General features: G+C 69.9%; 22 protein-coding genes. 6 read left to right on the forward strand and 16 right to left on the reverse strand.

What is annotated here, in order from left to right:
• Window positions 1–16 precede the first annotated feature (16 nt).
• From SSMG_RS45750 to SSMG_RS37785, 9 genes are all read right to left on the reverse strand, one after another.
• Window positions 17–157 (reverse strand): hypothetical protein, encoded by a 141-nt coding sequence (locus tag SSMG_RS45750; protein WP_158688129.1) that lies wholly within the window; start codon window positions 155–157, stop codon window positions 17–19.
• A gap of 39 nt (window positions 158–196) precedes the next feature.
• Complete coding sequence (locus SSMG_RS37750; protein WP_009084973.1) at window positions 197–499, reverse strand: hypothetical protein; 303 nt, start codon at window positions 497–499, stop codon at window positions 197–199.
• Window positions 496–858 (reverse strand): Asp23/Gls24 family envelope stress response protein, encoded by a 363-nt coding sequence (locus SSMG_RS37755; protein WP_009084975.1) that lies wholly within the window; start codon window positions 856–858, stop codon window positions 496–498. Before SSMG_RS37755 ends, SSMG_RS37750 begins: the two co-directional genes overlap by 4 nt.
• Window positions 855–1,412, reverse strand: coding sequence for a hypothetical protein (locus SSMG_RS37760; protein ID WP_009084976.1), 558 nt, complete (start codon window positions 1,410–1,412; stop codon window positions 855–857). The genes SSMG_RS37755 and SSMG_RS37760 overlap by 4 nt, the downstream gene beginning before the upstream one ends.
• Window positions 1,403–1,957: an RNA polymerase sigma factor gene (locus tag SSMG_RS37765; protein ID WP_037716209.1), complete on the reverse strand. Its 555-nt coding sequence runs from the start codon at window positions 1,955–1,957 to the stop codon at window positions 1,403–1,405. Before SSMG_RS37765 ends, SSMG_RS37760 begins: the two co-directional genes overlap by 10 nt.
• A gap of 92 nt (window positions 1,958–2,049) precedes the next feature.
• A complete protein-coding gene (gene pyrE / locus SSMG_RS37770; RefSeq protein ID WP_009084979.1) occupies window positions 2,050–2,598 on the reverse strand; it encodes an orotate phosphoribosyltransferase in 549 nt (182 codons plus the stop codon).
• Window positions 2,599–2,653: 55 nt separating this feature from the next.
• Window positions 2,654–5,077 (reverse strand): ABC transporter permease, encoded by a 2,424-nt coding sequence (locus tag SSMG_RS37775; RefSeq protein ID WP_199786100.1) that lies wholly within the window; start codon window positions 5,075–5,077, stop codon window positions 2,654–2,656.
• 14 nt (window positions 5,078–5,091) lie between these two features.
• On the reverse strand, window positions 5,092–5,838 hold the full coding sequence (locus tag SSMG_RS37780) for an ABC transporter ATP-binding protein (protein WP_009084983.1): 747 nt from the start codon (window positions 5,836–5,838) through the stop codon (window positions 5,092–5,094).
• A 78-nt stretch (window positions 5,839–5,916) separates the two neighbouring features.
• Window positions 5,917–6,684 (reverse strand): SDR family oxidoreductase, encoded by a 768-nt coding sequence (locus SSMG_RS37785; protein ID WP_009084986.1) that lies wholly within the window; start codon window positions 6,682–6,684, stop codon window positions 5,917–5,919.
• A gap of 61 nt (window positions 6,685–6,745) precedes the next feature.
• Here SSMG_RS37785 and SSMG_RS37790 point away from each other — a divergent pair, with 61 nt between their 5' ends.
• From SSMG_RS37790 to SSMG_RS37800, 3 genes are all read left to right on the forward strand, one after another.
• A complete protein-coding gene (locus tag SSMG_RS37790) occupies window positions 6,746–7,615 on the forward strand; it encodes a hypothetical protein (protein ID WP_086025029.1) in 870 nt (289 codons plus the stop codon).
• Between the two features lie 240 nt (window positions 7,616–7,855).
• Window positions 7,856–11,047, forward strand: a complete 3,192-nt coding sequence (locus SSMG_RS37795; RefSeq protein WP_100266987.1) for an arabinosyltransferase domain-containing protein — start codon at window positions 7,856–7,858, stop codon at window positions 11,045–11,047.
• Between the two features lie 131 nt (window positions 11,048–11,178).
• Window positions 11,179–12,342, forward strand: a complete 1,164-nt coding sequence (locus SSMG_RS37800) for an IS30 family transposase (RefSeq protein ID WP_286157093.1) — start codon at window positions 11,179–11,181, stop codon at window positions 12,340–12,342.
• A 203-nt stretch (window positions 12,343–12,545) separates the two neighbouring features.
• Here the strand turns inward: SSMG_RS37800 and SSMG_RS37805 are convergent, their stop codons facing one another.
• Entirely contained in the window at window positions 12,546–13,751 is a 1,206-nt protein-coding gene (locus SSMG_RS37805) for a glycoside hydrolase family 105 protein (RefSeq protein ID WP_037716220.1), read from the reverse strand.
• Between the two features lie 280 nt (window positions 13,752–14,031).
• Between SSMG_RS37805 and SSMG_RS37810 the strand changes: the two genes are divergently transcribed.
• Window positions 14,032–14,943 carry a hypothetical protein gene (locus SSMG_RS37810; RefSeq protein WP_009084994.1) on the forward strand — a complete coding sequence of 304 codons (912 nt, stop codon included), beginning with the start codon at window positions 14,032–14,034 and terminating at the stop codon, window positions 14,941–14,943.
• 65 nt (window positions 14,944–15,008) lie between these two features.
• On the opposite strand, the gene clpB is transcribed toward SSMG_RS37810, so the two are convergent.
• The 4 genes from clpB to SSMG_RS37830 all read right to left on the reverse strand — a co-directional run bounded on the left by clpB (window position 15,009) and on the right by SSMG_RS37830 (window position 21,661).
• Complete coding sequence (clpB, locus tag SSMG_RS37815; protein WP_009084996.1) at window positions 15,009–17,603, reverse strand: ATP-dependent chaperone ClpB; 2,595 nt, start codon at window positions 17,601–17,603, stop codon at window positions 15,009–15,011.
• A gap of 93 nt (window positions 17,604–17,696) precedes the next feature.
• Entirely contained in the window at window positions 17,697–18,884 is a 1,188-nt protein-coding gene (locus SSMG_RS37820; protein ID WP_037716222.1) for an MFS transporter, read from the reverse strand.
• A 138-nt stretch (window positions 18,885–19,022) separates the two neighbouring features.
• Window positions 19,023–21,164, reverse strand: a complete 2,142-nt coding sequence (locus SSMG_RS37825; RefSeq protein WP_199786101.1) for an MFS transporter — start codon at window positions 21,162–21,164, stop codon at window positions 19,023–19,025.
• 11 nt (window positions 21,165–21,175) lie between these two features.
• Entirely contained in the window at window positions 21,176–21,661 is a 486-nt protein-coding gene (locus tag SSMG_RS37830) for a MarR family winged helix-turn-helix transcriptional regulator (protein ID WP_009085003.1), read from the reverse strand.
• Window positions 21,662–21,987: 326 nt separating this feature from the next.
• Here SSMG_RS37830 and SSMG_RS37835 point away from each other — a divergent pair, with 326 nt between their 5' ends.
• Entirely contained in the window at window positions 21,988–23,184 is a 1,197-nt protein-coding gene (locus SSMG_RS37835) for a globin domain-containing protein (protein ID WP_199786102.1), read from the forward strand.
• 47 nt (window positions 23,185–23,231) lie between these two features.
• On the opposite strand, the gene SSMG_RS37840 is transcribed toward SSMG_RS37835, so the two are convergent.
• Entirely contained in the window at window positions 23,232–24,164 is a 933-nt protein-coding gene (locus SSMG_RS37840) for an SDR family oxidoreductase (RefSeq protein WP_009085006.1), read from the reverse strand.
• A 100-nt stretch (window positions 24,165–24,264) separates the two neighbouring features.
• Between SSMG_RS37840 and SSMG_RS37845 the strand changes: the two genes are divergently transcribed.
• Window positions 24,265–24,855, forward strand: a complete 591-nt coding sequence (locus SSMG_RS37845) for a TetR family transcriptional regulator (protein ID WP_009085007.1) — start codon at window positions 24,265–24,267, stop codon at window positions 24,853–24,855.
• A gap of 25 nt (window positions 24,856–24,880) precedes the next feature.
• Here SSMG_RS37845 and SSMG_RS37850 read toward each other — a convergent pair whose 3' ends face one another.
• Window positions 24,881–25,315 carry a heat shock protein transcriptional repressor HspR gene (locus SSMG_RS37850; protein ID WP_037718648.1) on the reverse strand — a complete coding sequence of 145 codons (435 nt, stop codon included), beginning with the start codon at window positions 25,313–25,315 and terminating at the stop codon, window positions 24,881–24,883.
• Window positions 25,316–25,319: the final 4 nt, after the last annotated feature.

Below are 25,319 nucleotides of genomic sequence, written 5' to 3' on the forward strand. Positions count from 1 at the left end.
GAATCGGGGTAGAGGGTCACCTCGAAGGCCACGTCGACGGGGTGCGTGCGAACTCGATCGAGAGCACGTCATCGGCGGCGAGCACGACTTCCTCGCCATAGGGTTCGACGTTCCAGGTCCGAGGTTTCTCGTCCTTGGTCACCCGGAGCTTGATCACCCGAAGCATGGTCGCCTGGAGCCGCAGCATCGGCAGCGTTCAGCCAGCGAACGCCGCCCCGTCGATGTCCGTCACCACCAAGCGGATGCTCGCGTCCGCCCACTCGGTTCCCGCAAGCACCGCACGCACCCGGGCCTCGGCGGCCGACAGCAACGGCGGCAGCGGCAACCGCAACGCCACCACCCGGATCTCCACCGAATCCGACGTCAGATCCACCGCTCCGCCGGCCGGATCGGTCCGGAGCCAGCTGATCTCGGCGGCCACGCTCGTCGCGGGGCGGAGGCCGTCGAGGGCGGACAGGGCGTCGGCGATCGTTCCGGCCAGCGAACGCGGATCGGTCACCGCCGCCCCACTTCGATGTCCAAAATGGACACCCGGACGGCGTCCACGGAACGACCGGTCTTCGCGAGGACTTCCCGGAACACCGCCCGCTGCACCGCGCGGCCCACGGCGGCGGCCTGGTCCGCACCCGAGACGACCACGTCGACCTCGACGGTCAGGCGGTCTTCGTGGGCGCGGACCCGGACCCCGTCCGCGGGGGCCGGTTCCAGGCCCTTCCAGCGCTGCCGGGCTTCGCGAGCCCAAGCGGTCGCCAAACCCCGCAGGCCCGGTTCCAGGCGCACCACCCCGGCGGTTTCAGCGGCCGCGCGGGCGGCGACGCTCGCGATCACCGGGGCGGCGATCACGTATTCGGCGGTCATTCCCCGTCCTCGTACACGTCTTCCACCAGCAGATCCAGGCTGACCAGCGAAATACCCACCCGCGAGGTCGCGGCAGCGGTCACCAGTTCTCGTACGCGGGCCAACGTCTCAGCGCCGCTGGTGTTCCCCAGACGCGCCGCGAGGGTGAGTTCGACCTCCACCTGAGCCGCGCCAGAGGCATCGACACCGACCTTTCGCACCCGCACCCGGCGGGCGCGGACGTTGCCCGCGGAGTCGGCCGCATAGCGGAGCACGACCCCGACGGCTTGCTCGCTCACCTCGACTGAGCCCGGTTCGGCGGCGGGAAGATCCAGCATCTGACCGCGGCGCACCTCGGCGCGGACGGCCGACATGATCCGGCCGAACAGGTCCGGCGGGGTCGGGTCGGGCTCGTCGATCAGCTCCTGCGTCGCCGAGCGCAGCGCCAGCAGGCTTTCCCGCGCGGTACGGCAGTGGACACAGTCCGCCTGGTGCTCGTCGGCCTCGTCCAGGTTCTCCCAGAGCGTTTCCAGTTCCCGGCCGCACGGCAATTCGTAGTCCTGGTTCACCTCCACGGCTTCATCACCTCCGCCAGCTGCGCACGGGCCCGGGCAATCCGCCCCCGGACCGCGGTGGGGTTCGCGCCGACGATCTCGCTGATCTCGTCGTACGACCGGCCGTGCACTTCACGCAACAGCCAGCACGCCCGTTGCTGCGGGGTGAGTGTCTGAAGCGCCTCGTCGAGCGCCGCGAGCTGGCCGCTGACCTGGGCCGCGTGCTCGGGCTGCGTGTCGCGGCGCGGCGATTCGGCCAGGTCGAGGTCGACGTCGGCCTGCGGGCGGCGCGCCCGGATCACGTTGAGGCAGCGGTTGGTCGTTCCTCGGTACAGCCAGCCGACGAACGCGTTGTCGTCGTTCAGCTGTCCCAGCTTCCGCCACGCGCCGAGGAACGCTTCCTGCACTACGTCCTCGGCGTCGCCGCGGTGATGCAGCATCTTCAGGGCGAGCCGGAACATCGGGCCCTGATAACGCCGCACGAGCTGCTCGTACGCGTGCACATCGCCGTCTCGCGCACGGCCGACGAGGGTGGCGTCGTCGAGCGGGACACTTGTCGTGGTCACGGCACCCCCTTCCGTCAGGGGGACACCGGGAGGCGGGCATTCGTCACGCACGCATTGTGGGTGACTGTGCTCACTCTCGCTCGGGCAAGCGCTCAGCTGAGCCCGAGGTCGTCCTTGTTCAGCAGGTACCGGTATTCGAGCCCGGCCTTCTCGATGGCTTCCCGCGCACCGGTGTCGCGGTCGACGACCGTCGCGACGCCGACCACGGTGGCCCCGCCTTCGCGCAGCGCCTCGACCGCGGTGAGCACGCTGCCGCCGGTGGTGGAGGTGTCCTCGACGGCCAGCACCCGCTGCCCGCGCACCTCCACGCCCTCGATCCGGCGCTGCATCCCGTGTTCCTTGATCGCCTTGCGGACGACGAACGCGTCGAGCACCACGCCCTCGGCCGCGGCGGAGTGCAGCATCGCCAGCGCCACCGGGTCCGCGCCGAGGGTGAGCCCGCCGGCCGCGACGTAGTCCCAGTCCGCGGTGAGCTGCCGCAGCAGCTTGCCGATCAGCGGGGCGGCCGCGTGCTGCAGCGTCGCGCGCCGGAGGTCGACGTAGTAGTCGGCTTCCTTGCCCGAGGCCAAGGTGACCTTGCCGTGCACGACGGCCAGTTCGCTGACCAGCCTGGCCAGTTCGAGCTTCGCAGTTTGATCCAACCCGGGGTACGCCACGGCCGAGAGTCTTACACACGGCACCGACAACTTCCGCGCGTCACTCCCCGGTCGCGACGGCCGTCACCGGACGCGTCCGCGTCGCCACCCAAGCGGGCAGGACCGCGGCGGTCAGAGCGAGCACGAGCGCGGTCGCGACGATCACCAGGTAGACCGACACCGGCCCCTCCGGAAGCACCCGGCCGGTCGCGACGAGACAGAACGGCACGATCGCGCCCGCCGACACCACGGTGCCCAGCAGGATCCCGATCGCGGCGATCAGCCCGCCCTCGCCCGCGGCCATCCGCAGCACCTGGCCCCGGGTGAACCCGCCGAGCCGCTGCAGGCCGAATTCCCTCCGCCGCCGCGAAGTCGCCATGACCAGCGTGTTCACCACGGAGATCATCGTGTAGCCGACGATCATGCCGACCAGCAGGTAGTTCACCCACGCGCCGGTCTCGTCGCTCTTGGCGTTCGCGGCGGCCAGCGTGCTCCGGTCGCCGACGGACACCGGGAGACCGGCGGTCACGGCGGTCAGGCTCTGGGTCAGCCGGGCCTGGTCGACGCCGGGCGCGGCGCGGACGAGCACCTGCCGGGCCAGCCCGGACGTGGTGTGTCCGGCGAGCAGGTCGGCGGGCAGCAGGAGCTGTTCGGCCCCGGGCCGCTGGTGCACGATCGCGACGACGCGAAGGGTCCGGTCGCTCCCGTCGCCGAGACGGAGCGTGACGGACTCGCCGACCGACCGGGAGACCTCGGCGGTGTCCGGCAACGCGATCGTGTCGCCGGTGAGGTCGGCGAGAGTGCCGCGCACGACCGTCGCGGCGTTGGTCGACGCGTCGGTCAGGCCGAGTGCCGGGTAGCCCTTCTTGGTCTGGTTCTCGTCGAACGGCGCGATGAGGTGCGCCCGGCTGGTGACGTACGGCGAGGCGGCCGCGACGCCGTCCGCGTGCCGGATTCGGTCGACGGTCTCGGGAGAAACGCCGGTTGGGCCCGCGACGACCGCGTCGGCGCGGAGGTCTTCGGCGAAGGCTTGCGCGGAAGCGGCGGTGGTCGTGGTCTGCAGGTAGATGTTGGCGGTCGCGATGCCGACGGCGAGCATGATCGGCGTGACCGCGCCGGCCACCCGGGTGGCGGCGTTGCGCGTGTTGGTGATCGCCAGCCAGCCGGTGACACCGCTGATCAGCCGCATCGGACCCGACAGCAGGATCGCCGTCAGCTTCGTGACGCCCGGGCTGATCATCGCGACGCCGATCGCCCACAGCATCACCGCCGGACCCGCCGTGCTCGCCGCGATGGGTCCCGTCATCACCGCGAGCGTGACGATGCCCAGCGCGGTCCCGCCGCCGAAGCACAGCAACGCGACGATCAGCCGCACCGGAGTCAGCCAGCCGCGCGGCACGGAGGCCTCGGCGAGCGCCTCGGTCGGCCGGATGCGGCCGACGCGGAATCCGGCCACCAGCGCGGAAAGCCCGACCGCGAGCAGCGTCGCGCCCGCCGCGATGAGCATCGGGATCCAGCCCTGGTGAAACTGCACCTGGGGCGAAATGAACCCGCCCGACGTGAACTGGTCGAACAGCCACCGGCCGAACACCGGGCCCAGCGCGGCCGCCACTCCGGTCGCGAGCACGCCGATGACCAGCGCTTCGCCGAGCACCATGCGCCGCAACTGCCGCGGCGTCGTGCCGATCGCGCGCAGCAGAGCCAATTCGCGCTGCCGCTGGCGCACCGACAGCATCAAGGTGCTGGCAATGACGAACACCGCGACCGAAATGGACAGTCCGCCCGCGACACCGGACAGCGGGATCAGCCGACCGCCACTCGCTTGCGCATCCGGGAATTCGGCGAGACCGCGCTCATCCCCAGTCAGCACGGACACCCCCGATCCGAGCTGCAAAGCGGCTGGATTGTCCGTGACGACACCGAAGTAGTCGACCTTGCCCGGGTGGCCGGAGAGCTGATCAGCCACGTCGTCGGCGAAGAACACGTCGGTACTATCCACCGTGCGAGCGACCCGGTAGTGGTTGATCTTCCCTTGCACGGCAAGGTCAACCGTGCTGCCAGCGGACACTCCGCTAGCGGCGGGCAGCACCACTTCGTCGGCACGCGGCGCGGGACCAGGCAGCCGAGCGGACTCCCAACCGTGCGCGACGAGAGGCTGCTTGCCCAGCAAGACCGGGAAATTCACCTCGCCGACCACAGTGGACACACCGGGTGTCGCGCGGATCGTCTCCGCCATCGACCGGTCCAACCGGACCCGCTCCGCCAGCGCGACCGACTGCGTCTTGGGCTTGTCGGAATGCTTGTGAAGTTCGAAATCCTGTTGTCCGGCAACGACAGCCGACGCCCAGGCCAGCCGGTGCGGCGGCGTGGCGGACCGGATCCCGGTCTCCATCAGACCGGCGCAGGCGGACACGATCACCGCGCCGAGGAACGCGGCCACGAACGCCGCGATGAACCCGCCGGTGCGGAAACGCAAGGTGCGCAAGGCAAGACTGAACATCAGAACCCGCCCACCGGCATCCGGTCGGCCCACGCGCCGAGGTGCGTCATGCGCTCGGCCACCGCCGTCGCGGTCGGCCGGTGCAGTTCTCCGGCGACGCGGCCGTCCGCGAGGAAGACGACGCGATCCGCGTAGGAGGCGGCGACCGGGTCGTGCGTCACCATCACGACGGTCAGCCCGCCGCGCACCGATTCCGACAGCAGGCCAAGGATTTCCGCCGCGGTACGCGTGTCGAGCGCGCCGGTCGGCTCGTCAGCGAAGAGCACCGCCGGACGGCTGACCAGCGCGCGGGCGATCGCCACCCGCTGCTGCTGGCCGCCGGAAAGCTGGCCCGGCAGGTGCTTGCGCCGGTCGCTCAGCCCGACGTGCCCGAGCATCTCGGCGACGCGATGCCGGTCCGCGCGACGGCCGGCCAGCCGCAGCGGCAGCACGACGTTCTGCTCGACAGTCAGCGCGGGCAGCAGGTTGAACGCCTGGAAGACGAACCCGACCTTGTCCCGGCGCAGCTTCGTGAGCTGCGTTTCGGAGAGCTTGCCCAGTTCCTGGCCGTCGAGCTGGACCGAACCGCCGGTCGGCCGGTCGAGCCCGGCCGCGCAGTGCAGGAACGTGCTTTTGCCCGAGCCCGACGGGCCCATCACCGCGGTGAACCCGCCGCGCGGGAACGCGAGGCTCACCCCGTCCAGTGCCGTCACCCGGCCGTATTCCTTGCGGACGGATTCAAGCCGCACCGCTTCCCCAGTCGCCATGGGGAAAACGCTATGGCCTGCCGGGAGAAAACACCCTGGGGCGCACCCGCACCTGAGGGGTAGGGCTGCCCCTACCCCTCAGGTGCGGCGGCGGTTGCCGAACCCGCCGGCGAGCTTGCGCAGCACCGGCCGCGGCAGCAGCCCGCCGATCCCGACCAGCGCTTTGTACTGCAGGCTCGGCACCGAGAGCACCTTGCCGCGCCGCAGGTCGGCGAGGGCTTCGTCGACCACCTGGGCCACGTCCAGCCAGAGCGCCTTCGGCCCCTCCCGCCGCAGGCCGGCGCGCTCGTGGAACTCGGTGTAGGTGAAGCCGGGGCACAGCGCCATCATCCGCACGCCCTTCGGCAGCGACATCGCGATGCCCTCGGTGAACGACGTCACCCAGTTCTTGCTGGCGGTATAGGTCGAGCCGCGGCCCGAGAAGAAGCCCGCGACGCTGGAGACGTTGATGACGTCGCCGCGTCCGCGTTCGACCATGCCCGGCAGCGCCGCCCGGGTCAGCTGCAGCACGGCGGTGACGTTCACGTCGAGCTGCCGCTGCAGGTCCTCGGCCGGGATCTCCCAGAACTCGCCGCTCAGCCCGAAACCCGCGTTGTTGACCAGCAGGTCGATCGGCTGGGTTTCGAGCAGCTCGGCGACCCGGCGGCGGCCGTCCACTTCGGACAGATCGGCGGACAGCACGGTCACCTCGACGCCGTGCCGCGCGCGCAGCTGCTCGGCCAGCGCGGCCAGCCGCTCCTCGTCCCGGGCGACCAGAACGAGGTCGCTCTTTTCAGCGGCGAGCCTTCGCGCGAATTCCGCGCCGATGCCCGCGGTGGCGCCGGTGATCAAAGAAGTGGTGGTCATGTGGGTGAAGCTACCCGTTTTTCAGCTGCGTTCGCCCTGGTGGCGCAGTATGGTCCGGCGCATGGGCAAGCACACCAAGCGGACGCCCGGATATTTGCCCCGGATGGCCGCCGGTGCGGCGCCCCTCGCTCTGTTGCTCGCCGGCCCGGCCGCGGCGCTGGCGGACACCCCGCGCGGGGGATTGCCGCTCGACCTGCACCAGCACGGTTCCTCCTCCGACCTCCAGTTCACCCGCGACGAGACGGTCACGACGCACGAGCTGCCCGCGTCCGCCGCGTCGAACCTGCACCAGGCGCTCGCTCCGGACGCCGCCGGGCAGTCCCAGAACCACGACCTGCGTCTCGGCGACACGGCCCGCGCGGTCACCGGCAACGACCTCGGCGCGCACCACACGCAGCCGTTCGGCGGGGCGCACGTGGCCGGTCTGGACCAGTCGATGCGGCACGGCGTCCAGCTGCCGCACGGCGTTGACGCGCTGTCGGCCAGCAAGACGGCAGCCGAGACCGGGCTGGCCGGCCGGTTCTCCGGCGACCTGATGAGCGGCACCCGCGTCGAACGCACCTCCGCCGACGCCGTCGACCTCGGCCCGGCCGGCTCGGTGGTCGCGAACTCGGACGAGAACGTGCTCGGCCAGTTCACCGGCAAGCTCGACGTGGCGCGGCTGGAGTCCACCGAGCGGCACAGCGTGTCCGGCGACCTCGGCCCGGTCCACACGCTGGCCGCGACGAGCCAGTCGACCGCCGAACGCACGGAGGGCTTCCACGGCGAACTGTCGGCCGCGGACCTCGCGGCGGCACGGGCGAGCAGCGCTTCCACTCTGGGTGTTCCGGTTACGCGGAGCCAACACGTGGGCGCCGAAGTGCTGGGAAATCCGGTCATCGACCACGGATGGACAGTTTCCGGACCGCCGTTCACGTTTTCGCCCGGCTGAGTTCATCGAATCGCCGGGTCCGCTTTCGGCAACCGCGTCCGGACCGTTCCCGGATCGTGAAACGGCCTCCCAGCCGAGCCGTCGTGAGCTGCACCGCTTCACCCGTTCGCCGTAAACGGGCCCCGGGTTCCTTTACCCACCGTGGTTATTCGGCGGCGAATGCCCGGCTCGACCAGGTAGGGCCGCCCCCGGGAGAGTCCCCAGCGGGAGCCTCACATCCGCTTGGATAGCCTGCGGGGCGTGGTCGACCTCGAATCCGTTGCCGCCGACAAGGCGTCGCCGACAGCTATCGGCAAGAGCCAGGCCGGGCGTCGGGCTCGGTTGCTCGCCGCGGTTTTCGGGATCGCCGGCGCGATTCTCGCGATCGCGGTCCCGTTCCTGCCCGTCACGCTCGAGCAAACCACCCTCGACTGGCCGACCGCCCAGGGCACCAGAGCGGTGTCCGCCCCGCTGACCGCCCAGGCGCCGATTTCGCTCGACGCGAAGGTCCCCTGCGCGACCGCGCGGGCGCTCGACGCGCGTACCGACGGCAGCGCCGTGCTGTTCAGCACTAACCCGCCGAGCTCCGGCATCGGCGCCGTCACCGGGATGGCCCTGCAGGTCGGCGACGGTCAGCTCACGCTCTCCTCACAGGGCCAGCAGCTCGGCGCGGCCCCGCTCGGCGAGGGCGACTGCACGATCACCGTGCACTCCGACGCGCAGCACACGACCGCGTCCGTCGGCGGCACCCGGCTGGCGGACGTCAGCGACGACCACCGGCCGCAGCTCACCGGCTTCTTCTCCGACCTCACGAACCAGGACGACACGCACGGCCTCTCGGTCTCCGCCCAGGTCGACAACCGCTGGGCCAGCACCGCGACCGGCATCAAGCTCGCCGCCATCGCGCTGTCGGTGCTCTGCTTCATCGGCGCGGTGCTCGCGCTGTACCGCCTGGACCGGCTTACCGGCCGGCGCGCGCCCCGGCTGGCCGCGCGCGGCTGGTGGAAGCTGAAATTCCTCGACATAGCCGTGCTCGGCACGCTCGTCGTCTGGTGGCTGATCGGCGCGATGACCGCCGACGACGGCTACTTCACGACCATGGCGCGCGTGCGCGGCGACGCCGGGTACATCGGCGAGTACTACCGGTGGTTCGCCGCGCCGGACGCGCCGATGGCGTGGTTCGTCGACGTCTACGCGGCGATGACCAAGGTCAGCTCGCTGACGCCGTGGATGCGGCTGCCGTCGCTGCTGATGGGCGTCGCCTGCTGGATGCTGATCAGCCGGGGCGTGCTGCCTCGGCTCGGCAGGCAGGTGCGGATCAGCAGCGCGGCCGGCTGGGCGGCGGGCGCGGTCTTCCTCGCCTTCTGGCTGCCCTACGACAACGGCCTGCGCCCGGAGAACCTGGTCGCGCTGCTGTCGCTGATCTCGATCTGCACCGTCGAACGCGCGGTGGCGACCCGGCGGCTGGGCCCGGCGGCGATCGGGCTGACCGTCGCGGCGCTGTGCGTCTCGGTCAACCCGCACGGGCTGATGGCCGTGCTGCCGTTCGTGGTCGGGCTGAAACCGCTGGCGAAGATCGTGCTGCGGCACGCGCGCCAGTTCGGCTGGATCCCGGTGCTCGCGCCGATCGCCGCCGCCGGGCTCGTGATTCTCGCGCTGATCTTCTGCGACCAGACCCTGCGCGGCGCGCTCGAATCGGTACGGCTGCGGTCGTCGCTCGGGCCGACCGGGTCCTGGTACGACGAACTGGACCGGTACTCGATGCTGTTCAGCAACGGCCCGGACGGCTCCATGACGCGCCGGTTCCCGGTGCTGTTGATCTTCCTGTGCCTCGCGACCTGCGCGGTCGTGCTGCTGCGGCGCGGGAACATCCGCGGCGCCGCGCTCGGCCCGAGCCGCCGCCTGCTCGGCATCAGCGCACTGTCCTTTGTGGTCCTGGCGGTCGCGCCGACCAAGCACACGCACCACTTCGGCATGCTGGTCGCGGTCGGCGGCCCGCTCGCCGCGCTCACCGCGTTGTCGACGAGCACGACGGTGCTGCTGTCGCGCCGCAACCGCGCGGCGTTCTTCGCCGGCTTGATGGTGATCGTCGCGCTGGCCTCGACCGGGCCGAACGCCTGGTGGTACGTCTCGGCGTGGGGCGTGCCGTGGTTCGACCTGCCGCCGCAGATCTTCGGGATCAAGCTGAGCACGATGGCGCTCGTGGCGGCGGCGGTCGCGCTGGCGGTCGCGGCGATCGAGCACATGAAGCACAACGAGCACGAACCGTTCGTGCCGCCCGCGCCGGTGCCTCGGTCCGACCTGGAAAACCGCGGCCGGGCGCTGCGTCTCGGGCTCGCACCGCTGTCGACGGTGTGCGCGATTCTGGTACTGTTCGAGATCGGCAGCATCGCGAAGGGCATCCAGAAGCGCTGGGACACCTACAACATGGGTGCCGACAACATCCGCCAGCTGGCCGGGCAGAGCTGCGGGCTGTCGGATTACATCAAGGTCGAGCGCGATCCGAAGGCCGGGCTGCTCGAAGCCGCGCCGCAGCAGCCGCAGAACGCCGCTCCGGGCTGGCAGGTGCCGTCCGACGCCGACCACGGGACCACGCCGAAGGACTGGCTGGCCAGCACCCAGAAGGGCTTCGTCACCAACGGCGGAATGCCGTCGGACGACAAATGGAAGCCGCCGTACGATTTCGGCAAGGACGACGCGCCCATCTGGGGCAGCTACCACAAGTCCGGCGACGGCGCGGGCGACCTGCGCACCCAGTGGTACTCGATCCCGGAACGAGCCCGCGACGGCTCGGTGCCGATCGTCGTTTCCCTCACCGGCAAGGCGGAAGACCCGAACTCGCTGACCGCCGAATTCGGCAAGAACACCCCAGCCGGTTTCCAGGTGCTCGGCCGCGAGCAGCTCGAAGCGAAGAAGAAGAACACGGAGTGGCGCGACGCGCGGGTCAGCGTGCCCGAGGGCGCGGACCAGGTGCGAATCGTGGCGAAGGGCCGCGGGCTCGGCAACGACGGCTGGTTCGCGTTCAGCGCGCCGCGGGCCCCGAAGATCGCGAAAATGACCGACGTGGTCGGCCAGGACCCGGTCTTCCTGGAGTGGGCCGCCGCCGCACAACACCCGTGTCTGCGCCCGTCGTCGATCCACAACGGGATCGCCGAAATGCCGAAGTACCGAATCAGCGCGGGAGACGACCTGCGCACAGTCGGCCGCTACTGGTCCTCGCCAGCAGGCGGCGGCCCGTTCGTGTGGATGGACGCGAGCACCCAGATGGAAGCACTGCCGACGTACCTGGAAGGCGACGTCGACCGAGACTGGGGAACGCTGTACGAAGTGAAGCCAGAGGTCTCGAACGCCCTTCCGGCCTCGGCCGCACTGCACCAGAAGTCAGTGACGCACTCCGGAATCTGGTCGCCAGGCCCGCTGGCCAAGCCCGCCAACCCCACCGGCGAGTCATAAAGCAGCGAATGCCGTGAGGGGAACCCTGAGGGACTCAGCTTGGGTTCTAGTGGTGGTTGCAACGCCTGAGTTGTGCAGGGGTTGCAGTGGTCGTGGTCGGGCGTGGTCGGGCTCCGCGGGGCCGGGTGAGGCTGGCGGCGGAACGCCGCCGGTATTTTGATCTTGTGGCAGAGGGCGTGGGCACGGTCGAGGCGTGCCGCAGGGTCGGGGTCGACCGCAGGACCGGGCACTATTGGCGGCACGGGCGGCCGAGCCGCGCGGGCGCGAACGCGGCCGCGTGCCCGGCCCCGCCCGAGCCGGACCCGGGCCGGTTCCTGTCGGTCGAGGAGCGGATCGCGATCGCGGACGGGCTGGCCGCGGGCCGCTCCCGGCGCGCGATCGCGGCCGAGCTGGGCCGCAGCCCGTCCACGGTCAGCCGGGAGATCGCCCGCAACGCCCGCCCCTGCGGCGAATACCGGCCCCACGCCGCCCACGACCTGGCCCGGGCACGCCGCCCGCGGCCGAAAACCGGCAAGATCGCGGCCTGCCCCGAACTGCGGGACCGGGTGCAGGCGATGCTGGACGACAAATTCAGCCCGGAGCAGATCGCCGCCCGGCTGCGCCGCGACCACCCCGACCGGCCGGAGCTGCACGTGACCCACGAAACGATCTACCAAGCCCTCTACGTCCAAGGCCGCGGCGAACTGCGCCGCGAGCTGGCCCGCGCCCTGCGCACCGGCCGCACCACGCGCAAACCCCGCGCCACCGGCGAACAACGCCGGCCCCGCTTCGCCGAACCCATGGTCATGATCAGCGACCGGCCCGCCGAAGCCGCCGACCGCGCCGTCCCCGGCCACTGGGAAGGCGACCTGATCATCGGCAAGGACAACGCTTCCGCCATCGCCACCCTCGTCGACCGCTCCACCCGCTACACCCTGCTCGTCGCGCTGCCCGACGGCCGCGGCGCCGACGCCGTCCGCGACGCCCTCGCCACCGCCGCCGCGACCCTGCCCGCGCACCTGCGACGATCCCTGACCTGGGACCAGGGCAGCGAAATGGGCCGCCACCACGAATTCACCGTCGCCACCGGCATCCCCGTCTACTTCTGCGACCCCCACAGCCCCTGGCAACGCGGCAGCAACGAAAACACCAACGGCCTGCTGCGCCAGTACTTCCCCACAAGCACCGACCTGTCCCACCACACCCCCGACGACCTCGCCGCCGTCGCCGCACAACTCAACCGCCGCCCACGCAAAACACTCGGCTGGGACACCCCAGCCGAACGCCTCGCTACACTCCTCACCGAAACCAGTTGAACCACCCGCGTTGCAACAACCCCTCGAATCCACCCAGAGTCCCTCAGGGTTCCCCTCACGTCACTAAACCCGCAGCCAAACCACCCAAACAGCGAGGCACCCAGCCCTCCCCCCAACCCCGATACGAAGCCTCCCTGCGGCTCGGGGGTGCTTGTCAAGGCGGGAAAGATGCCTTGACAAGCACCCCCGAACCGTCAGCACAATCAACCTTCGGGGTGCCCCACGCACCCACCGGAAGCTGCGATGTCGCCCCCAGGCGACGAGCAGCGATACCGAGCAAACTGCTCATTCATAATCAAAAACGCCCCCAGCCCATGGAAGTCATTGGTCACCCTCTTCCGCCCAAAGTAAAACGCGAGATCCCCAACATTCGTCCCCTCGCAAATGTCAGCAATATTCGTCACCCCATCCGCCCCGACAGACACCTTCTGCAACACCCCCGCATACCCCCGCTGAGCGACCGAGGCATACGAAGCGGGCAAATAACCGCGCTCGATCCCCCGGGAAACGGTGAACGCATACATCGAAGACGCGGACGTCTCCAACCAGTTCCCGGCGTCGGCACCATGGTCAACCACCTGATACCACCGCCCAGTCCGCGGATCCTGGAACCGGCGGTAACCGTCGGCAAGAAACTGAACGATCCCGACCAACTCCGCCCGCCGCGGATGATCACCAGGCAACACCTCAAGGACGTCAATCGCCGCCATCCCAAACCACCCGACCGCCCGAGCCCAGTGAAAGCCGGAGTGCTTGCCAGGCCCAGTCGCCCACGGCTGGGAACCACTTTCGTCATAGGCGTGATAAATCAGCCCCTTAGCAGGCTCCTTGAGGTGTCCGAAGTAGACGGACAGGTTCTTGGCGGATTCCTCGTAACAGTAGGCCGGATCGCCGAAAACCTTGCCGTACAAGGCAAGAAACGGCTGCGCCATATAAACCCCGTCGCCCCACAGCTGATGCTGGCGGCTGACCGCGTGCCACATCCCGCCGTCGCTCGTGCGCGGGTAGGTCTCGAAGCGTTTGCGCAGCTGATCGGCGGCTTTGCGGTACTTGGCGTCGCCGGTTTCGTTGTACAGCAACGGAAGCATCTGGCAGGCGCGCATCGAGTCGAGGCTGCTGAAGCTGTTGGAGATGCCGTCGGCGGTGATGAAACGGTCGTACCAGGCGATGACGTAGTCGAGATACTGCCGCTCCCTGGTACGCCGGTAGAAGAGGTACTGGCCGTAGAAGTAGAGGCCGAGCGGATAACTCCACCCACCGATAGACGCCGGCGGGTAGCGCTTCATAGTGGAGTCGATGACGGCGCGGGACCAGTCGCGCGCGGTGCGCGCCGCCGCGGCCCCGGGCAGCGCGAGCGCGCCGAGCGCCGCCGCGGTCCCGGTCAGCACCGATCTTCTCGAGAGGGACATGCGGGGTCCTTCCTGCTGTCGGCGGCGGCGGGAAAGGCTGTCGAACGACCTCTACTCGCTGCCGGAGCGCTCCGGCAAGGTTCCTGTCCGGCTTGTCCGGCGCGATCGCCGGATAGGCGCAACGGCCCGTCCGGTCAGCGGGAACCCGTCCGCAATGGACACCCGAGCCGGGCGATTAGCCGATTTGTCGACGCGACCTGGACGGTTCCGGCCAAACGGGGCGCGCCGACACGGTGTTGCCGTCCCGGGAGGAGGGCCCGGCAGCGATACCCTGACCGGCGTGGGTATCTCGGCGTGGATCTGGTTCGTCATCGCCGCCGTCGCGCTGGTGGCGGGGCTCGGCCTGCTCTTCGCGGACCGGGCCAAGGAAGGCTCGCGCAACCGTGAGCGGCAGCGCTGGGCCCAGTTGCGCGGCTGGCAATTCGTGGAGGAGGACGAACGACTGCCCCGGCAGTGGTCGGGGGGCGCGATCGGCTACTTCGGAGCCGACGCGGCGGTGAACGTCGTCGCGGGCTCCACCTTCACCTCCGACGGCCGCCGTCCGGTGTTCATCTTCGACATCGAGTCCCAGGGCCAGGTGCCCGCGGTGGTCGTGGCCGTGCGCTGCAACAAGACGCACCGGGTGCCGGTCGAGATGTGGCTGTCGAGCGTGCCGTTCCAGCGCGAGAACATGCCGGAGATGCTCGGCCCGATCGGCCAGCGCTACGCCTTCGCGGACGATTCGGAGGGGGCGCGCCAGGTCATCACCCAGGACCTGGTGGACGCGGCCGACCAGCTCGGCGGCGACGTCGGGGTGGCCTGGCTGGAGAACGAGTGGGTCCTGGCGAGCGTCGTGCCGGGCGCCGGGCCGTCGCGGCTCGAGCGGCTGCTGCGCGACCTGGGCGAGATCGCGGACATCGTGGACCCGTTCGACGAGGACTACGACTCGAACCGGACGTGGACGCCTTCCGCGGGCACCCCGGCCGCGCCGCCTGCCCCGCCGGTCCCGACGACCGCGCCGTCCCCGGCGGACACCACGGCGACCCGGCCGGTCGACACTCGCGCGGTGGAGACGTCGGCCCCGTCCCCGGCGGACACCCGGATGACGGAACGGCAGCCTTCTCCGCCCGCGCCGCGGACCCCGCCAGGCCGGGGCGAGGTTCCGCCGCCTCGGCCGGTGGAATCGGATCGCCCTGAGGACGCCTCCTCCTGAAGACGAAAACCGCCCGGTCGCGTTTCCGCGGCCGGGCGGTTTTTTGTGCGGCGACCTGCGTCAGGTCAGACCCGCGACACCTTCAGCGTGTCGCCGGTCTCCAGCTCCGGCAGGTCCACCCGCACGGTGTCCCCGTCCCGGACTTCACCGGACAGCAGCTGCTTCGCCAGCTGGTCCCCGATCGCCGACTGCACCAGCCGGCGCAGCGGGCGGGCGCCGTAGATCGGGTCGAAGCCGTTCAACGCCAGCCACTCCCGGGCGCCATCCGTGACCTCGAGGTGCAGGCGACGCTGGGCAAGGCGCTTCGCCAGCCGGGCGACCTGGATGTCCACAATGGACGTCAGCTGCTCGGTGCCGAGCGCGTGGAACACCACGATGTCGTCCAGCCGGTTCAGGAACTCCGGCTTGAACTGCCGCTGCACGACCTCCATCACCGCGTCGCGGCGCTGGCGTTCGTCCAGCGCCGGGTCGGCGATGGCTTGCGAGCCGAGGTTCGACGTCAGGATCAGGATGGTGTTGCGGAAGTCCACCGTCCGTCCCTGGCCGTCGGTCAGCCGCCCGTCGTCGAGGACCTGCAGGAGCACGTCGAACACGTCCGGGTGTGCCTTTTCGACCTCGTCCAGCAGCACCACCGTGTACGGGCGGCGCCGCACGGCCTCGGTCAGCTGGCCGCCCTGGTCGTATCCGACGTAGCCCGGGGGAGCACCGACCAGGCGGGCCACCGAATGCTTCTCGGAGTACTCGCTCATGTCGATGCGCTGCATCGCGCGCTCGTCGTCGAACAGGAACTCCGCCAGCGCCTTCGCCAGCTCCGTCTTGCCGACACCGGTCGGGCCGAGGAACAGGAACGAGCCGGTCGGCCGGTCCGGGTCGGCCACGCCCGCCCGGGCGCGGCGCACGGCGTCCGCGACCACCTGGATCGCCTGGTCCTGGCCGATGACGCGGCGGTTCAGCTCCTCCTCCATCCGGAGCAGCTTGCCCGTCTCGCCTTCGAGCAGACGCCCGGCGGGAATGCCGGTCCACGCGCTGACCACGTCCGCGACGTCGTCCGCGCCGACCTCTTCCTTGAGCATGACGTTCTGCTTGCTGGCCTCGTTCGCGGCCATCGCGGCCTCGAACTCCTTTTCCAGCGCCGGAATCCGGCCGTACCGCAGCTCGGCGGCCTTGCCGAGGTCGCCGTCGCGTTCGGCGCGTTCCGATTCGCCGCGCAGTTGCTCCAGCTGCTCCTTCAGCTCACGGACGGTCTCGATCGAGCCCTTCTCGTTCTGCCAGCGGGCGGTCAGCGCGGTGAGTTCCTCGCGCTTCTCGGCCAGTTCGGCCCGCAGCGCGGTCAGGCGTTCGAGAGAGGCCGCGTCGTCCTCTTTGGACAACGCCATCTCCTCGATCTCCATGCGCCGCACCGCACGCTCGACCTCGTCGATCTCCACCGGACGCGAGTCGATCTCCATGCGGATCTTCGACGCGGCCTCGTCGACCAGGTCGATCGCCTTGTCCGGCAGGAACCGCGCGGTGATGTAGCGGTCCGAGAGCGTCGCGGCGGCGACCAGCGCGGCGTCCGTGATCCGGACCCCGTGGTGCACCTCGTAGCGCTCCTTCAGCCCGCGCAGGATCGCGATGGTGTCCTCCGGCGACGGCTCGCCGACCAGCACCTGCTGGAAACGGCGTTCCAGCGCCGGGTCCTTCTCGATGTGCTGGCGGTACTCGTCGAGCGTGGTCGCGCCGACCATCCGCAGCTCGCCGCGGGCGAGCATCGGCTTGATCATGTTGCCCGCGTCCATCGCGCCCTCGCCGGTCGCGCCCGCGCCGACGATCGTGTGCAGCTCGTCGATGAACGTGATGACCTCGCCCGCGGAGTCGGTGATCTCCTTCAGGACCGCCTTCAACCGCTCTTCGAACTCGCCGCGGAACTTCGCGCCGGCGACCATCGACCCGAGGTCGAGCGCGACGACTCGCTTGCCGCGCAACGATTCCGGCACGTCGCCCGCGACGATCCGCTGGGCGAGGCCCTCGACGATCGCCGTCTTGCCGACGCCCGGTTCGCCGATCAGCACCGGGTTGTTCTTGGTGCGCCGGGAAAGCACCTGCACGACGCGGCGGATCTCGGTGTCGCGGCCGATGACCGGGTCGAGTTCGCCCGAACGGGCCCGCTCGGTGAGGTCGACGCCGTACTTCTCGAGCGCCTTGAACGTGCTTTCGGGATCCGCGCTGGTGATCCGGGCCGACCCGCGCACCTTCGCGAACGCCTCGCGCAGCGCGTCCGGCGTGGCGCCGTGCCGCTTCAGCAGATCCGCGACCTGGCCGCCTTCGGTGGCGAGGCCGACGAGCAGGTGCTCGGTCGACACGTACTCGTCACCCAGTTCGGTGGCGAGCTTCTGCGCCTGCGTGAGCGATTTGACCGCGGGCGCGTCGAACTGCGGAGTCGACACGGTCGCGCCGGTCGCCGACGGCAGCCCGTTGATGATCGGCTCGAGCTCCTTGTGCACCGTCTCGGGGTCCGCCCCGACCGCGGTCAGCAGCGGTGCGGTGGTCCCGTCACCCTGCGCCAGCAGGGCGCCCAGCACATGGGCGGCCGATACGTGCGGGTTGCCGGCCACCGTGGCCGCCTGCGCCGCGGACGAAATCGCCTGCTGGGTCTTCGTGGTCGGGTTGAAAGCGTCCATCCCTCACCTCATGCGTTCGTGGAAATACCTGGTGACAGGCCCGACCAAGGCCCATCCACAGATATAACGTCAGCAAAGTTGAGTCTGTTCCGCTCAACTCTGAATTGGTGCCACCGCGGCCGCGGGCAGCCTCGGTCCCAGCCTGCCGAGCCCGAGCGCGGCGAGGCAAGCGCAACCCCCGACCAGAACCCAGGGTAACCATGCCGCTACGGAAAACAACGACACGATCGCCGGAGCGAGCACCTGAGCCACAGTGAACGCGTATTGGAACGCGGCGAGGTAACGGCCCTTCGCTTCGGGGGGTGCGGCGGCCTCGGCGAGTGCGCCGGAGCGTGGACCGAACACCAGGTCACCGGCGGCGAACACCAGCGTGGCGGCCAGCAGATACGGCACCTGCCAGGTACGTGGCACCAGCAGCACGCCGACGCTCGTCAGGCACCACGCGGCGAACAGCGCGGACCCGGCCCGCATCGCGCTGATCCGGGTGAGGCCCCGGGTGAGCCGCAGCGCGATCGTGCCGCCCGCGCTGGTCAGCACGGTCAGCAGGAACAGGATCGCGCCGGGCAGCCAGGTCGGCGCGTGCAGCCGGTCGAGCACGAACACCGGGGTGCCGATGAGAAAGAAGTCGAGCGACAGCCCGAAGAGCCCGCTCAGCAGGATCAACGTCAGGTACGGGCGGTTGCGCAGCACTCCGCTCCGCACGCGCGCCGCGGGCGCGAACCGGCGGCCAGGCGGGATGAATACCGCGAGGAGGCCCGCCGCCGCGAGGAAAGTCAGCACGTCCACGACGAGCGCGACGCTGTATCCGCTGTCGCCGAACCAAGTGAGCAGTGCCGACGACATCAGCCCGCCGAGCCCGAATCCGCCCGCGCGCACCATGCCGACTTCGGCGAACGGCCGATCCTTCGGCACGTCTCCGGCGACTTCGGCGACGAGCGCGAACAAGCAGCTGTAGAACAATTGTTGCCCGGCACCAAGAAGGACGGCGGCGACCACCACTCCGCCGGTGTCGTGCGCGAACAAATACGCGCTGATTCCGGCAGCCTGCAACAGTTGCGCCGCGAGAACTCCGGCTCTCGGCCCAGCGCGATCCACCAGCCGCCCGGCCAGCGGCGGCATCAACAGCCCCGCCGTGGTGCCCACGGTGACCGCGGTGCCCGCTTCGACGAGCGGGATTCCGATCACCCGCGTCACGTAAAGCAGTGCGAGCGGAAGGAAAAGTCCGGAACCGAAGTTGTCGATCCCCAGTGCCAGCAACATCGCGACCCTGCTTCGCGTCACATATTCGACGCTACCTCCGGGGAAGGGGGACGAGGCAGGGCCGGGAGGGCGCATCGGTTGGCGGCAAATGCCACTCCCAGTAGAAAGCTCGTGAGTGTCCGTCGCGGTGCGATCCGGGACAAACACTCACGAGCCCCTTTAGTCGACGCTGAGTGTTCCTTGGTGCTTAACGAACTCTCGCTCGACGGCTTCGCTCAGTTCGACATCATGTTGTGCCGCCGCACCATCGCCGACCGTCATCGGTTCGGCGTGCGGCGTGTATCCGTGCGCGGACACAGTGAGCGTGTACGCGCCCGGTTCGATTCCCGTGAAGCGGTACGCGCCGTCGCCGCCCGCGATGTGCGTTGCGGTGACAATGCCCAGCTGGTCGGTGAGAGTCAGCACCGCGCCTGCGACGACGGCGTGGCGACCAGCGACGCGTACGCGACCCGAGATGGTGCCCTGGCTGTCCAACAGCAAGTCGTGCCAACGCGCGTTGCCGTTAAGCCGCACGGTCGACACGGCGGGCCGCGTCGAACCAGCTGTCGCGAGAAGGACGTGTTCGCCCACAGTGTTCGCCGACAACTCGTACGCGCCAGTACGTCCCGTACGCCCGACATCGACCTGCCGTCCCGCCATATCGGTGAGCGTGAGCACGACACCGGACACTGGGCGCCCAGCCGCGTCGAGAACCCGGCCGCGCAACACGGAGGTCATCTCGACCGGAGCCTCGACCACGGAGACGGCCTCGGCGGAAACCGCGGTCGGTGCCGGCGCGTCCGCGTCGAGGGTCCGGCGCAGCGGCACCTCCTTGATGAACAGCACCGCGAGGAAGGTGACCACGGCGATGCAGCCCGCGACGAAGAAGACCGTGCCGGTCGCGTCGCCGAAAGCCCCGCGCACCACCGGCTGCAGCGCCGGCGGGAGCGACGAGATGGCGAACGTGCCGCCGCCACCGGAAGCCGCGCCGCTCGAGTGAATGCCCAACTGCGAAAGGGAGTTCGCGATGTTCGTGGCCACCCGGGCGGCGAGCACCGCACCGAGCGCGGACACGCCCGCCGCGCCGCCGAGCGACCGGAAGAACGTGACGACCGAGGACGACGACCCGATGTCCTTCATCGCGACCGTGTTTTGGACTACCAAAACCAGGTTCTGCATCAGGAAGCCCAGCCCGAGGCCGACCAGCGCGAGGTAGCCGCCCATCAGCGTCAGGTTCGTCGCGTGGTCCACCGTCGAGAGCAGGAACAGCCCGGCCAGCAGCGAAATCCCGCCCGCGATCATGAACGGCTTGGTGCGCCCGGTGCGGGAAATGACCTGCCCCGCCCCGGTCGAGGCGACCGCGAGACCCAGCACCATCGGCAGCGTCATCAGACCGGCGTGCGTCGGCGAAAACCCGCGGGCGATTTGGTAGTACTGCCCGAGGAACACCGAACCGCCGAACATCGCGGTGCCGACCGCCAGCGAGGCGAGCACGGACAGCGTGAAGGTGCGGTTGCGGAAGAGCCGCAGCGGAACCACCGGCTCCGCGACCCGGGATTCGACGAGAACCGCCAGCGCCAGCGCGACAATCGCGCCGCCGACGTACGCGGCGCTCGACCACGAGACCCAGCCGAAGCTGCCGCCTGCCAGCGAAACCCAGATCAGCAGCAGCGCGACGCCGCCGACCAGCAGGGTCGCGCCCAGCCAGTCGATCCGCACCTTGCGCTTGAGCACCGGCAGCTTCAGCGTCCGGCCGAGCACGACGAAGGCGACGACGGCCAGCGGCACGCACACCCAGAAACACCAGCGCCAGCCGAGCGGCGAGTCCACGATCAGCCCGCCGATCAACGGGCCGGAGACGGTCGCGACGGCGAACACCGCGCCGGTGTAACCGGTGTAGCGGCCCCGGTCGCGCGGCGCGATCATCGCCGCGATGACGACCTGGATCAGCGCCTGCAAGCCGCCGAGCCCGATGCCCTGCAGCGCGCGGTAGGCGATGAGTTCGGGCATCGACTGCGCGATCCCGCCCAGTGCCGAACCGACGGTGAAGACGACGATCGCGATTTGGTACAGCAGTTTCTTGCTGAACAGGTCGGAGAGCTTGCCCCAGATCGGGGTGGTCGCGGTCGACGTCAGCAGCGTCGCGGTGACGACCCAGGTGTACTCGCTCTGCGAACCGTGCAGGTCGGCGAGGATCGTCGGCAGCGCGTTGGACACGATGGTCGACGACAGCAACGCCACGAGCAGGGCCAGCAAAAGGCCGGTGAAGGCCTTGAGGATTTCCCGGTGCGTCATCGGCTGCCCGGTTGCGGTGGTTTCCACTATTCGCTACTTCACTTTCCCGCGTGCGGTGCGCCGGCGCAGTACCCGGACGGGCCGAGCGTCGCGCGCAGACCTTCGTTCAATTCGGCGAGCTGCGACGTGAGGCCCTCGATCCGGGCCTCGTCCCAGCCGCCCAGTGCCGTCTCGAAGAACTCGAGGTACTGCTTCCGCCACAGTTCGAGCCGTTCGAGACCGGCCTCGGACACGCTGATCAGCGACGCGCGCCCGTCCTCGGGGGCGGGGCGGCGCTGGATCAGCCCGGCGGCCTGCAACTGGGCGATCTGCCTGCTGATCACCGACAGGTCGACGAGCCTGCGCTTGGCGACCTCCGACGGACGGGCCTCGCCGTGTTTCGCGAGGTCGGACAGCAGCATCGCCGAGGCCGGGTGCAGCCCTGGCTCGTTCTGCCACGCCTGCATGATCCACAGGTGCTGGAGCTGGGCGGACGCCTTCAGCTCCCGCAGCAGTTCGAGCCGCACGTCGTCAGCTGGGCTCATCGTTCCTCCCGGGCCTGGTGCCCACTTGCTTGTATTCTACAAGTTTAAGCTCGAAGGTTGCGTAGGACAACTATCTAATCGGTGAGCTGCCCCACGTCCCGACCGGCCGGTAACCCGACCGGAGCAACGATGCGGGCAATCCGCCTCAGTGCGGCTACTCTGCGGACCAGACGCCCCGCGATGCCGACGCGGCGAGCACGTCGTGGACAACGAGGAGCAGGAGTGGCGAATTCCCCCGCGCGACGGCGCGAGCCGAATCCGGCAACCACGGCTTCCCTGCTCTCGTGACCATTCCCTCCCAACCCCCCGGCCTCCGGTCCCGACCCATGAACGACGACAGCCCGATGACAGCCGATTCGATCAGCCCGCTCCCGCGGACCACAGCCGCGCCCCGGCAGGCGCCCGCTGCCGTCGTCGCGATGGTGCAGCTCATCCGCGACACCTGGGCCAAATCGGAGCCGTACGCGCCGGAGATCTCTCAGTTCTTCTACGGGATGCTCTTCACCCTCGCGCCCGCCACGCGCGATTTCTTCCCGATCAACATGGAAGTGCAGGGCGGGCGCATCATCCGCGCGCTGGCCCGCGTCGTGCAGATGGTGGACCGACCGGACGACCTGCTGCCGTTCCTGCGCCAGCTCGGGCGCGACCACCGCAAGTTCGGCGTCGCGCCCAAGCATTACGAGGCCGTCGGCACCGCGCTGCTGGCCGCGTTGAAGAACCACCTCGGCCCGGACTGGACGCCGGAGGTCGAACGCGCGTGGGCGGAGGCGTTCACCATCGTCGCGCGCGCGATGCAGGAGGCCGCGGCGGCGGACGAGAACCCGGCGTCGTGGTCGGCCACCGTGGTCGAGCACCGGCGGCTCACCTGGGATCTCGCGCTGGTGCGGGTGATCCCGGACCAGCCGGTGCCGTATTCGCCGGGGCAGTACATGAGCGTCGAGGTGCCGCAGCGGCCGCGGTTGTGGCGGTATCTGTCGCCCGCGAACGCGCCGCGCGAGGACGGCGGCATCGAATTCCACGTGCGCGCGGTCGACGGCGGCTGGGTGTCGCGGGCGATCGTGAGCCACACGCAGGCGGGCGACGTCTGGCGGCTCGGCCCGCCGCTGGGCCGGATGACCGTCAACCGAGAACAGTCGCGCGGCGTGCTGATGGTCGCGGGCGGCACCGGGGTCGCGCCGCTGCGGGCGATCCTCGACCACCTCGCGCTGTGGGGCGAGAACCCGAAGACCCGGCTGTTCTACGGCGGGCCGACCCGGGAAGACCTTTACGACCTCGAAGAACTGCGCGCGCTCGCCGCGACCAACCCGTGGCTCACCATCACCCCGGTCGTCGAGCGCGGCGACCACCTGCCGGGCTGCGAACACGGCACGCTCGCCGAGGCGGTCACGCGGTACGGCGCGTGGCCGGACCACGACATCCTGGTGTCCGGGTCGCCGGCGATGATCCGCGCGACGGTGTCGCGGATGCTGGTCGCGGGCAGCGCGCTGGACCAGATCCAGTACGACCCGTTCACCGTGGACTGAGCCGGTGGACCTCCGGATTCCGGGATAACCGCCAACGGATCACTGAACTACCGCCAGACCGCCTCGGCCCGGTCGCTGGCCTCGGGCGTGAAGTAGTCGCCGGTTTCGAGGTCCTCCAGCAGGGTCGCGTGGTGCGGGGTCCAGCCGAGCAGCTCCTGGGTGTGCGCACTGGACACGGGCACGTCGAGCGAGAAAAACCTTGCCAGGAATGGGTTTCCGAGGTGTTCGGCGGCTTCTTCGAGAGTCAGGGACGCCGTCGGAATGCCGAGCAGCTGCGCGATTTTCTCCGCGACGCTCTTGATCTCGACGATTTCTCCGACCCCGTGCAGCATGCTCCCCGCGGGCGCTTTCTCCAGCGCCAACCGGAAAAGCACCGCCGCGTCGTTGCGATGGACGGCGGGCCAACGGTTCGTGCCGTCGCCGATGTACGCCGAGACGCCCGCTCGGCGCGCACCCGCGATGAGCGCCGGGATGAAGCCATGGTCGCGCGGTCCGTGCACGGTCGGCGCGAGCCGCACGACGCTCGCTCGGACCTCCCGGTCCGCGAAGCCGAGGCAGGTCTGTTCGCCGGGGATGCGGAAGTACGCCACCGAATCGGGATCCGCCGGGTCGAGTTCGGTGCTGACCTGGCCGGCCTTCAGCACCAGCGTGCCGGACGTGCTGACGAACGGTTTGCCGGTGCCGACCAGCGCCTGGCCCAGCGCGTCGATCGCCTCGCAGTCGCGGCGGATGAGATCGTCCGGGTCGGCGTAGCTGCCGCCCTGGGCCATATGCAGCACCCCGTCGGCAGCTTCGGCCCCGCGACGCAGGTTGTCGAGGTCTTCGAGCGAACCTCGGTGCGGTGTCGCGCCGAGCGATTCCAGCCGCGCGGCCGAGGCGTCCGAGCGGGCCAACCCGGTGACCGTATGCCCGGCCTGGACCAGCTCGGCAACGACGGCGGGACCGGTCTGGCCGGATCCGCCAGTGACGAAAACATGCATGGAGGACTCCTTAGTGTCAGTCGCTGACTCTACGCGTAACGACAGTGACTGACGCAATGTGGTGTCAGTCACTGTCGCGAACTCCGGGTAGGCTCACGACGTGCCACGGAGCGGAGCAGAAGCGCGCAGCCGCCTCAAGCAGGCGGCGCTGGAGCTGTACCGGGAAAACGGGTTCGACAAGACGACCACCGCGGAGATCGCGGCCCGGGCAGGCGTCACCGAGCGCACGTTCTTCCGGCATTTCCCGGACAAGCGCGAGGTGCTCTTCGACGGGGAAGCCGACCTGCGCGACGACCTGACGAAGTCGGTCGCCGAAGCCCCGGAAGGCCTGGCCCCGCTGGAAATCCTGCTGCGCGCCTTCCGCAAGGCGGGGCGGATCATGGAGCGCAACCTCCCGTTCGCCGAGCCCCGGCGCGACCTGATCGCGGCGACTCCGACCCTGCGCGAACGCAATCTGGCCAAGGCCGCGACGCTCGCCGAGGCACTCGCGGAAGCGTTGCGGCAGCGCGGCGTCGAGGATCGGCTGGCGCGGTTGGCCGCCCACGCCGGATGGGCGACGTTCCAGCACGCCACGCAGGCCTGGATCAGCGACCCGACGCGAGAATTGGACGACTATCTGACCGAGGCGTTCGCCGATCTGCGCACGCTCGGCGCAGAAGTCCGGACAGCACAAAGCCCTCCCGCGTCGTAACGCGAGAGGGCCGTGCGCGAAAAGCTCAGCGGCGCTTGGGCTTCCACACCACCAGCGACGTGTTCTGCCGCAGCGGCACCAAATCCTTGCGATAGGAAGCGTGCACCGCGGCGGCGGCCTGTTCGGCGGCCGCGTAGGCGGCGGCGAGTTCCTCGGTCAGCTCGTGCACCCGGGACTGCAGCGCGTCGACCTGGTTCTCCAGTTCGATGATGCGCTTGATGCCGGACAGGTTGACCCCGTCCTCCTGCGAGAGGCGCTGGACCTCGCGCAGCAGCGCGATGTCGCGCAGCGAGTAACGCCGTCCGCCGCCGGCGGTGCGGCCGGGCGAGACCAGGCCGTGCCGGTCGTAGGAGCGCAGCGTCTGCGCGTGCAGCCCGGAAAGCTGGGCCGCCACCGAAATCACGAACACCGGGGTGTCCTCGTCCGCGCCGTGCGGGAGTCCCGGATTACCGCCGAACATCACC

This window comes from Streptomyces sp. AA4, from assembly GCF_000158875.1.
Lineage (GTDB): Bacteria > Actinomycetota > Actinomycetes > Mycobacteriales > Pseudonocardiaceae > Amycolatopsis.

Coding starts and splice junctions, on each gene's coding strand:
- SSMG_RS37840 (WP_009085006.1), bottom strand. CDS start 24,164: ATGCATGTTTTCGTCACTGGCGGATCCGGCCAGACCGGTCCCGCCGTC.
- SSMG_RS37790 (WP_086025029.1), top strand. CDS start 6,746: ATGGGCAAGCACACCAAGCGGACGCCCGGATATTTGCCCCGGATGGCC.
- SSMG_RS37805 (WP_037716220.1), bottom strand. CDS start 13,751: ATGTCCCTCTCGAGAAGATCGGTGCTGACCGGGACCGCGGCGGCGCTC.
- SSMG_RS37830 (WP_009085003.1), bottom strand. CDS start 21,661: ATGAGCCCAGCTGACGACGTGCGGCTCGAACTGCTGCGGGAGCTGAAG.
- SSMG_RS37785 (WP_009084986.1), bottom strand. CDS start 6,684: ATGACCACCACTTCTTTGATCACCGGCGCCACCGCGGGCATCGGCGCG.
- SSMG_RS37755 (WP_009084975.1), bottom strand. CDS start 858: ATGACCGCCGAATACGTGATCGCCGCCCCGGTGATCGCGAGCGTCGCC.
- SSMG_RS37780 (WP_009084983.1), bottom strand. CDS start 5,838: ATGGCGACTGGGGAAGCGGTGCGGCTTGAATCCGTCCGCAAGGAATAC.
- SSMG_RS37835 (WP_199786102.1), top strand. CDS start 21,988: ATGAACGACGACAGCCCGATGACAGCCGATTCGATCAGCCCGCTCCCG.
- clpB (WP_009084996.1), bottom strand. CDS start 17,603: ATGGACGCTTTCAACCCGACCACGAAGACCCAGCAGGCGATTTCGTCC.
- SSMG_RS37850 (WP_037718648.1), bottom strand. CDS start 25,315: ATGTTCGGCGGTAATCCGGGACTCCCGCACGGCGCGGACGAGGACACC.